The organism is Stenotrophomonas sp. VV52, assembly GCF_002893095.1.
Taxonomy (GTDB): domain Bacteria; phylum Pseudomonadota; class Gammaproteobacteria; order Xanthomonadales; family Xanthomonadaceae; genus Stenotrophomonas; species Stenotrophomonas aracearum.
The window spans coordinates 824,486-834,050 of the sequence record NZ_PKQQ01000001.1 but is presented as its reverse complement, the minus strand read 5'-3'; the positions used below and the strand labels follow the sequence as shown (position 1 = coordinate 834,050).

The window sequence follows — 9,565 nt, the reverse complement described above, 5'->3', positions numbered from 1 at the left end:
GAACCGTCCGTGATATCGGGGTAGAACCCGAGCTCACTGCTGCCGCAAAGAAGGGGGGTATGGCCAGCATGTTGACCACGGTTGAAGGCGAGAAGCTTACGGTCAAGCTTGCTGACGGCAAGGTGTGGGTGGTGGATGCGAAGGGTGGCAAGGCGGCTGTGAGTACTGCGGACGTAATGCAGTCCAATGGTGTGGTGCACGTGATCGATACGGTTTTGATGCCCAAGTAGGTGGGCGTGGGCGGGGGTGCTGATGGCCCCTGCCCCTTTTTATTTGCCGGCCGTCTGTTGGACGGCCGGCGTTGTTCAGCCAGGCAGGGCCTGGCTCTACCGCGTCAGGATCACGCGTCATGCCGAGGGGTCACGCGGGTTAGCGCGAGATCACGCGGAATTACGTGGGGGTCACGACGGGATCTTGATGGACTTTACGTTCACGAATTCCTTCAGGCCTTCCGGGCCATGCTCGCGGCCGTAGCCGGAGGCCTTGACGCCGCCGAACGGGAGCGCCGGGGAGGCTACGTCGAAGGTGTTGATGAAGACCATCCCGGTGTCGAAATACTTGGTCGCCAGCTCGCGGGCGCGCTTGACGTCGCGGCTGAAGATGCCGCCGCCCAGGCCGTAGCGGCTGTCGTTGGCAATGCGCATGGCGTCTTCGTCGTCCTTGGCGCGGATGATGGCCGCTGCCGGGCCGAACAGTTCATCCTCGTAGGCCACCTGGCCGGGCGACACATCCGCGAGCACGGTGGCCGGGTAGAACCAGCCGGTGCGGTCAGGGACGTTGCCGCCTACAACAAGGCGCGCGCCCTGTGAGACGCTCTTGGTGACCTGTTCGTGCAGCTTGTCGCGCTGGGCCTTGGAAACCATGGGGCCCAGTTGCGTATCGGCCGCGTTGGGGTCGCCCATCTTCACGGCTTCAAACTTCTTTGCGTAGGCGCTGACGAAGGCGTCGTAGTTCTTCCCGGTCACGATGAAGCGCTTGGCATTGACGCAGGTCTGGCCGTTATTGAACAGGCGCCCCTTGACGCAGGTCTCCACGGCAAGATCGAGGTCGGCATCGTCCAGGACCAGATATGCATCGTTGGAGCCCAGCTCCAGTACGGTCTTCTTCAGCGACTCGGCGGCCTTGGTGGCGACCGTGCGTCCGGCGTCCTCGCTGCCCGTCAGCGTTACTGCGCGCACCAGGTCGTTCTTCACGATGTCATTGGATTGGTCGTGGCTGATCAGCAGGACGCCGAACAAGCCCTTGGGCAACCCCGCATCTTCGTAGATGTCACGCAACAGCAGCCCGCTCCCGGTGCAGCTCTCCGCGTGCTTGAGCAGCACGCCGTTGCCGGCCATCAGGCTGGCGATGGAATAGCGGATCGCCTGGTAGGCCGGAAAGTTCCAGGGCTGGATGCCGTAAACCACGCCGATGGGGCAATGGGTGACGATGCCGGTGGCGCCTTCGACGTCGCGGTCCTCATCGGCGAGTACGGAAGGGCCCTGTTTGGCGGTGTATTCGCAGATGGCGGCGCAGAGCTCGACTTCGGTGCGGCTGTCCTCGATGAGCTTGCCGACCTCGTTGGTCATGAGCTGTGCGAACTCTTCCTTGCGGTCGCGGAGTGTCTTGGCGATGGCGGCGATGACTTTGGCGCGGTCTTCCAAGCTGCGCAGACGCCATTGCAGGAAGGCATCGTGGCTGGCCTTTACTGCGCCGGCGGCTTCGTCGTCGGACATGTAGGCGTAGGTGCCTAGTACTTCTTCGGTTAGTGGGTTGATCGTGGTGAGTTGCTTCTTGGACATGGAATTGGATCCTTAACTGCATGGGGAAAGCGCTCAGGTGATGATCGTTTCGTAGCGGTTCCCACGCGGTGAATTCCATGGCTGCGTGCATCACTGGGGGTTCACGGCGCTTCTTCGTTCATTGGTCATGCGTTAACGGGATGATTGAGGTTATCGGCGGTCGTTTGGGAACCGACCCTACCAGCGGGTAGAGCCACGCCATGCGTGTCTGGCCGTGGCCGGTTGAGGTGGGCGCAACCGAAACATTGCATTCCGGGTCAGTTGGATGTGGCTTCAGATTCCCACGTCAATGCAAAGGTAAGTGCCAAGCGCTCGCCTCGCTCCAATCGGTTTGGTGAGAGGGTGAACGCGTCCGGTGGCCCGGTCTGGGGTTCTATGCAGGTGGCGTGGCCGGCTGCGTCGTAGACGACCCAGTGGTCGGTGTTGGCTCGCATGCGAAGGCACTGACTCACTGACACCAGCGCTACCTCTTCTTGGTTGACGAAGCAATCATCCCAAGGGCCGGGCGTCGGCGCTACGCAGGGCAAGGTGGCGATACCCTCCCCATCCTGCGGATACATGGCATCAGGGGCAAAGATCAGCTGGTCCGGCTTGCGGAACCATGGATGCCAGCCGAGTACGGCTGGCATGGGGTGGCGGTCTGCCTGTACTTCAAGGTGCAGTTCAAGGCCGTCGGGGCGTAGGCGGACGATCTGCGTCGCCGTGCCGCCGAAGGGCCAATAGGCGTCTTCGGGGAGCTTCAGCGAAAGTGTTGCGGTGTCCGCTTCGAGGCTGTCCAGCTGCCAGGGGCGCGTGAACCCTACTCCGTGGATGGCGTGCCCGCCGAAGTTGGTGGGCAGTTCATAAGGTCTGCCATCGAAGTCGAACCGGCCATGCCGGATGCGCCCTGCCCACGGCACCATCGGGTAGCAGCCCCAAGCTATGGCTGCTGCGCTGCCGTCTCCTTCGCTTACGAGCCAATCCACGCCGTCGTAGCGTATCTGGGCGATGCGCCCGCCGGCTTCGGGGGCCAACGCCACCTCCAGCTTGCCTGACTTCAGCCAACGCAGACGGCCTGCCGGCAGCGGCGCCAACGCGTCGTCGATGGGGGATGGGGTCTCAGGCGCCATAGGGGTCAATCGTCCGGATGCTGCCGTCCGCTTCCATGTGCAGCGGCGTGCACTTGACCGAGCGCAGGTGGGTTACACCGCCTGACAGCAGGGAGTCGTGATAGAACAGGTACCACTGCCCTCCGACTTCGCAGATGGAATGGTGCGTGGTCCAGCCCACTACGGGCTTGAGGATCACGCCGGCATAGGTGAAAGGTCCGTACGAGTTGTCGCCGACGGCGTAGCACAGCAGGTGGGTGTTGCCGGTGGAGTACGAGAGGTAGTAGCGGCCGTTGTACTTGTGCAGCCAGGGGCCTTCAAAGAAGCGGCGCTCGTGGTCATCGGCGCGCAGCGGCTTTCCGTGCTCGTCCAGGATCAGCACTTCGCGGGTGGGCTCCGTCAGCTGCGTCATGCCGGGTTCGAGCCGCCCTACCCTTGGACCCAGTGCAGGTGCGTCGCCGGTGGGTTCCTCGTTCGCAGTGTCGTACCGGTTGTCACGATACTTCTGCAGCTGGCCGCCCCAGATGCCGCCGAAGTACAGGTAGTGCGCGCCATCGTCGTCCTCGAACACGGCCGGGTCGATGGAGTACGTGCCTGGCATGGGCTCAGGTTCGGCTTTGAACGGCCCTTCCGGGCGATCTGCCACCGCTACGCCGATGCGGAAGATGCCCTGTGCGTCCTTGGCCGGGAAGTACAGGTAGTAGCGGCCATCACGGGTTGCGGCATCTGGCGCCCACATCTGCTTCGCGGCCCAAGGGACGTCGCGCACGTGGAGTGCCATTCCGCAGTCGGTGGCTTCGCCCTGCGGCGAGTCCATGCGCAGTACGTGGTAGTCCTCCATGCCGAAGTGGCCGCCGTCGTCATCGAACGGGGCACCGGCATCGATGTCGTGCGAGGGATAGATGTAAAGCGTTCCTTCGAAGACGTGCGCGGAAGGGTCGGCCGTGTAGATATGCGACACCAGCGGCTGGGAAATGGCATGTGCGGCCAGGTGCTCCAGGTTGGTGCCATTCCGCCGTTGCAGCAGGACCTGCTCGATCCGGGTTTCCATGCGCTTGTCGATCCTGTAGAGGAACAGCAGTCCTACCGCAAACAGGAACGGGATCGAACAGTACAGGCTCACAGTCAGGCGGATGCCATCCACCACGCCGTCCGGCTGCTGGGCGGCGCCGGCCTGATAGCCGTAGTGCGCCAGGATGCCCGCCACCAGTGCACCGCCGATGCTGAGGCCGATCTTCAGGCCGCAGAGCATGGCGGAGAAGATGATGGCGGTAGCCCGGCGGTTGTTATTCCACTCGGAGTAGTCGGCTACGTCGGCAATCATCGCCCACAACAGCGGGATGGTGATGCCGTAGAAGAAGCCGTGCAGCATGAAGGACACGAAGGCCACGGCCACTGCGGTGGGCGGGAACAGGTAGAACACCAGCAGGAACACGGTGCAGACGAACAGTGCCGCACCGAATACATCGCGCTTGCCGAACCGGTCGGCCAACCGGCGCGAGACGCCGATGCCCAGGATCATGCAGATGATGCCGCAGGCATTGAACAGGCTGAAGGCCGAGGTGGCCGGGTCCTTCGGCCAGGTGAAACCGGAGAGGCCCCATCCGCTCAGCACCGCGTTCAAGCCACCGATGAAGCGGTTGAAGCCGGAACTGTCGAGGAACGCGGCCAGCGCCGGCTCGCTCATGTAGTACTGGAAGTAGTAGATGTAGGTGCCGCCCTTCAGGGCGAGGTTCATGAACACCAGGATGGTCAGCGCCAGCATCACCTGCCACGGGCGGTTGTGCAGCAGGTCCTTGAGGTCCTGCCCTACCCCGGCGGTCTGCTCCTTGGCGGGAACGATGCGCTCGCGGGTGGTGGCGAACGTGATGAGGAAGAACACGGTGCCCACTACCGCGAACACGGTCATCACCCGTTCGAAGCCGAGCACGCGGTCGCCGTCGCCGAGGATCAGCACCAGCGGCAGCAGCAGGACCTGGATGATGAACTGCGCGATCATCACCGCCACGAAACGGTAGGCGGAGAGGCTGTTGCGCTGGTCCATGTTGCCGGTGAGCACGCCGCTGAGCGCGGAGTACGGCAGGTTGTTGGCCGCGTACACCAGCATCAGCAGGCCGTAGGTGGCCAGGGCATAGACCACCTTGCCGCGCTCGCCCAGGTCCGGCGTGCTGAACGCCAGCAGCGAGAGCACGCCGAACGGAACCGCCGTCCACAGGATCCACGGCCGGAACTTGCCCCAGCGGCTGCTGGTGCGGTCCGCAGCAATGCCGATCAACGGGGTGAAGACGAACGCGCCGAGCAGGCCGACCACGAAGATCACGGTTGCCGCCGTGGCGGGCGGCAGCCGGTAGACGTCGGTGTAGAAGAACGCCAGGTAGGTGATCAGCGTCTGGAAAATCAGGTTGGCTGCAAGGTCGCCCAAGCTGTAGCCCAGCTTTTCCCGTACCGACAGGGTGTGATCAGTCACGTTTTGCCTCCACGGTGAAACGCGCCCTTACGCGGGCGTCGGCACTGGAACTGCCTACCCGCACCTCGTACGCCCCCGGCGGCACTTTATACTCGCCGCGCGATTCGTCGTACTGCCGAAGGGCCTGGCGGGCATCCAGGTCGAAGGCCACGGTCTGCTTCTGGCCAGCGCCCAGGTGCACGCGCTGGAAGCCATGCAGCGACTGAACCGCATCACCCGGCGCGGCGTCCACCCGGCGCACGTACAGCTGCACCACTTCGTCGCCGTCGCGCTTGCCGGTGTTGGCCACTTCAACCTGTACCTTGAGACGACCATCGGCGGCGATGCGCGGCGCATCGAGCTGGAGCGTGCCGTAGTCGAAGGTGGTGTAGGACAGGCCATGGCCAAACGGATACAGCGGCGTGCCGCGGAAGTAGCGGTAGGTGCGGCCTTCCATGGCGTAGTCGTCGAAGGCCGGCATCTTCTGGTCTGCGGTGTAGAAGGTCACCGGCAGGCGGCCGGCCGGGTTGTAATCGCCAAACAGCGCCTCGCCCACTGCGGTGCCGCCGCGTTGGCCGGGGTACCAGCCCATCAGGATGGCGGACAGATTCTCCTGCGCCCATTCCACGGCGAGCGCGGAACCGCCGGTCAGTACCATCACCACCGGCTTGCCGGTGTCCTTGAGTGCTTCGAGCAGCTTGCGCTGGGTGGCGGGCAGGCGCAGGTCTGTACGATCACCTCCAGCGAAGCCGGGATAGTTGACCTTCATTTCCTCGCCTTCGACATCGCCGGTGAGGCCGCCGACGAACACCACCACGTCGGAACTGCGGGCGGCGTCCAGCGCTTCCTCGAACGGCGGCTTGGCGCCGGGCATGCGCCAGCCCAGGCGTACGCCTGCGTCGCGCTCGGCGTCGAAGTACTCGAGCTTCAGGTCGTAGGCGCGGCCGGCTTCCAGGTCCAGGTCCATGCCGTCGCTGCGCATGCGATCGCTGGGGGTCCAGTGGTCGAGCACGCGCTTGCCATCCACGTAGAGGCGGAAGCCATCGTCGGCGGCGGCCTCAATGTGGTAGCGGCCCGAGACCGGCGGCAGCAGCTGGCCGCTCCAGCGGATGCTGAAGTTGTCGTTGGGCACGCCCTGCCCTGGGCCGGCTTCGCCGCGCGCCATCAGGTTGTCGGTGGGCGAGCCGCGGTCCCAGCCGAAGCCGATCTGGGCGTCGGTGCGGACCAGTGCGGGCGTGCCGGCCAGGTCGGCGGTGCGGAAGTACTCGCCGCGCAGGCCGCGTTCCGGGGAGTCAGCGGTGGGCCGCAGGTAGGCGGCCTCGATCAGCGGGGTGGCGTTGGGGTCGTCGCGCCCTTCCACCAGGTCCACGCCGCGTGCGTAGCGCACGTCCACGCCCTTGGCGGCGTCACGGATGCCCTGCAGGATCGTGATCGGTGCCGCCGGGGTGCCGAAGTAATTGCCCAGCAGCGCCATGGTGTCGTCGGCGGTCGGGCCGACCACGGCGATACGCTTGAGGTCGCGCGAGAGCGGCAGCACGCCGTCGTTCTTCAGCAGCACCAGCGACTCGCGGGCGGCCTTCAACGCCAGCGCGTCGTGGGCGGGCGCTTGATTCACCGAGGCCGGAATCCGCGCATAGGCCACGCGCTCCGGCGGGTCGAACATGCCCAGCCGCATGCGTGCGGTGAACAGGCGGGTCACGGCGTCGTCGATCTCTGCTTCGCTGATCAGGCCCTGCTTCACTGCGGCGGGCAGCGTGGCGTATTCCTGCCCGCACTCCAGTTCGGTGCCGTTCTTCACCGCGAGTGCCGCGGCGGCTTCGCGGGTGGGCACGATTTTGTGATGCTTCCAGATGTCGACGATGGCCCAGCAATCGGAGACCACGTAGCCCTTGAAGCCCCATTGGTCGCGCAGGGTGTCGCGCAGCAGGAATTTACTGGCGCTGGCCGATTCGCCGTACACGCGGTTGTAGGCGCCCATCACTGCGTCCACCTCGCCTTCTTTCACCAGCGCTTCGAACGCCGGCAGGTAGGTGTCGTACAGGTCGCGCTTGCTGGGTTTGGCGTCGAAGTGATGGCGGTCGGCTTCGGGGCCGCTGTGCACCGCGAAGTGCTTGGCGGTGGCGTCGAGCTTCCGGTAGACCGGGTCGTCGCCCTGCAGGCCGTGCACGAAGGCCACGCCCATGCGCGCGGTGAGGTACGGGTCTTCGCCGTAGGTTTCCTGGCCACGACCCCAGCGCGGGTCACGGAAGATGTTGATGTTGGGCGACCAGAAGGTCAGGCCCTGGTAACGGCCATGCTGGCCCTCGCGCACGAACTGGTGGTGCTTGGCGCGCGCTTCGTCGCTGATGGTGGTGGCCACCTGCCCCATCAGCGGTACGTCGAAGGTGGCGGCCAGGCCGATGGCTTGCGGGAACACGGTGGCCTGCCCTGCCCGCGCGACGCCGTGCAGGCCTTCGCTCCACCAGTCGTAGGCGGGTACGCCCAGGCGCTCGATGGCGGGGGCGCCGTTCTGCATCTGCGCGGCCTTCTCTTCCAGCGTCATCTGCGCGACCAGCGCGGCGGCGCGGGTTTCGAAGCTGGCGGATGTGTCCAGCCAGGGCTTGGGCTCTGCGGCGTGCACGCGGGTGGCGAGCCCGATGGCGGCGCACAGGGCAAGGGTGGCAAGGACGGGGCCGCGAAGGCCGACGGAGTGGTAAGGCCTGCGCGTCATCATCTGCTCCTCAAGGCGCGCTCGTCGCGCGCAAATGGTCCCAGCAGGGTGCCTACGAAGCCCCCTGCGCGATCGGTGCTGAGTACGGTGCCGTCTACGTCTGCTGCGAGGGTTTGCCAGCCCTGTCCGTCGCCGGTGTCGACTGCGAAGGCGTAGTGGCCTTCATTGCCGCTGATCTGAAGGCGCAGCGTGGTTGCTGCTTTCAGTTCACGGGTCGCAAGGGTTTTCGTTGTGCCACCGCCGTCCCGGGCTTCGAGGAAGACGGTGATGCGGTCGCCGCCGAGGCTGCGTACGCCGAGGAAGTACCACCATGCCTCGCTCTGGAAGGCAGCCAGGCCTGCTGCGACGCCCTGTTCCGGGCGGCTCATGGCTGTGCTGGCCTCGAAGCGCAGATGCTGCTGGCGGCGGCCGAGGAAGGCTGGATTCTTCAGCGTCTCGAGGCTTTCCGGCAGCGGGTGGATGGCGAGGATTCCCGGGCGCTCGTGCAAGGTTGCCCACTCTTGTTTGGGCACGCGTACGCGCAGCCACGCGCTTCCCAGAGACGTGCCGTCGAACTCGTCGCGGTCGGTGAAATTTCCAGTCGAGGACGCCTGCATGGCGTCGCTCTTCATCCAGCTGGGCGCTTTCACCACATAAGGGATGGTCTGGTTGGCAGGCAGGATCACCGGCCAGCCATCGTGCCATTCCACCGGCAGCAGGTAGGTCTCGCGACCGGTGTTGTAGTGCCGCTGCTGGTAGTTGCGGCTGGCCAGGAACACGGCCCACCACGAGCCGTCCGGGCCTTCCACCAGATCCGCATGGCCGGCGTTGGTGATCGGCAGCGGGCGGTCGGCAGGCAGGTCGCGCTGGGTGAGGATCGGGTTGTCTGCATAGGGAACGTACGGCCCCCAGACGTCGCGGCTGCGCAGCACCACCTGCGAGTGCTGCGGGCCGGTGCCGCCCTCGGCATCGGACAGGTAATACCAGCCCTCGCGCTTGTAGAGGTGCGGGCCTTCGATCCAGATCGGGTTCTTTGCCGGTTCGACGCCGCCGTCGATCAGGACTTTGCGCGGCCCAATGGGCTTCAACGCGGCAAGGTCGATCTGCTGCATCCAGATCGCGCGATGGCCTTCGTAGCGCGGCGTGCCGAGTGGCGCATCGTTGTTCACGAGGTAGACCTTGCTGTCGTCGTCGAAGAACAAGGACGGGTCAATGCCATCGATGCTGGGCAACCAGTGCGGGTCGGACCACGGGCCGGCGGGATCGCATGCGGTCGCGATGAAGTTGCCGCCGCTGTCCACTGCGGTGGTGACCACGTAGAACAGGCCATCGTGGTACGAGATCGCGGGTGCGAACACGCCCCGTGAGACGCTGAGGCCGTCGAAATCGAGCTGGCTGGGCCGGGCGATGACGTTGCCGATCTGCCTCCAGTGCACCAGGTCCTCGCTCTCGAAGACGGGGATGCCCGGGAAGTAGGTGAAGCTGGAATTGACCAGGTAGAACCGAGGCCTGGACCAGCGCCAAGGGCCTGCGCGCACAGCAAGGCATGCAACCCGTACTG

Annotated in this window: 6 protein-coding genes and 1 pseudogene; 1 reads left to right on the top strand and 6 read right to left on the bottom strand. The window is 65.3% G+C overall.

Annotated features, from left to right (window positions below; all coding sequences use genetic code 11):
- On the top strand, positions 1–230 hold a 230-nt coding region (locus C2U58_RS06075), incomplete at its 5' end, for a fasciclin domain-containing protein (protein ID WP_172448081.1).
- Positions 231–401: 171 nt separating this feature from the next.
- Here C2U58_RS06075 and C2U58_RS06070 read toward each other — a convergent pair.
- The 6 genes and pseudogenes from C2U58_RS06070 to C2U58_RS06050 all read right to left on the bottom strand — a co-directional run bounded on the left by C2U58_RS06070 (position 402) and on the right by C2U58_RS06050 (position 9,542).
- Positions 402–1,781, bottom strand: coding sequence for an NAD-dependent succinate-semialdehyde dehydrogenase (locus C2U58_RS06070; protein ID WP_102944986.1), 1,380 nt, complete (start codon positions 1,779–1,781; stop codon positions 402–404).
- 257 nt (positions 1,782–2,038) lie between these two features.
- A complete protein-coding gene (locus tag C2U58_RS06065) occupies positions 2,039–2,890 on the bottom strand; it encodes an aldose epimerase (RefSeq protein ID WP_102944985.1) in 852 nt (283 codons plus the stop codon).
- Positions 2,880–3,845, bottom strand: a complete 966-nt coding sequence (locus C2U58_RS20240) for a glycoside hydrolase family 43 protein (protein WP_343125466.1) — start codon at positions 3,843–3,845, stop codon at positions 2,880–2,882. Before C2U58_RS20240 ends, C2U58_RS06065 begins: the two co-directional genes overlap by 11 nt.
- A gap of 36 nt (positions 3,846–3,881) precedes the next feature.
- Positions 3,882–5,336: pseudogene (locus C2U58_RS20235) on the bottom strand (MFS transporter); the annotation flags it as partial.
- Positions 5,329–8,025, bottom strand: coding sequence for a glycoside hydrolase family 3 protein (locus C2U58_RS06055; protein WP_102944983.1), 2,697 nt, complete (start codon positions 8,023–8,025; stop codon positions 5,329–5,331). The pseudogene C2U58_RS20235 and the gene C2U58_RS06055, both read right to left, overlap by 8 nt.
- Entirely contained in the window at positions 8,025–9,542 is a 1,518-nt protein-coding gene (locus C2U58_RS06050) for a glycoside hydrolase family 43 protein (RefSeq protein ID WP_253256659.1), read from the bottom strand. The genes C2U58_RS06055 and C2U58_RS06050 overlap by 1 nt, the downstream gene beginning before the upstream one ends.
- Positions 9,543–9,565 lie beyond the last annotated feature (23 nt).

Coding starts and splice junctions, on each gene's coding strand:
- C2U58_RS06070 (WP_102944986.1), bottom strand. CDS start 1,781: ATGTCCAAGAAGCAACTCACCACGATCAACCCACTAACCGAAGAAGTA.
- C2U58_RS06065 (WP_102944985.1), bottom strand. CDS start 2,890: ATGGCGCCTGAGACCCCATCCCCCATCGACGACGCGTTGGCGCCGCTG.
- C2U58_RS06055 (WP_102944983.1), bottom strand. CDS start 8,025: ATGACGCGCAGGCCTTACCACTCCGTCGGCCTTCGCGGCCCCGTCCTT.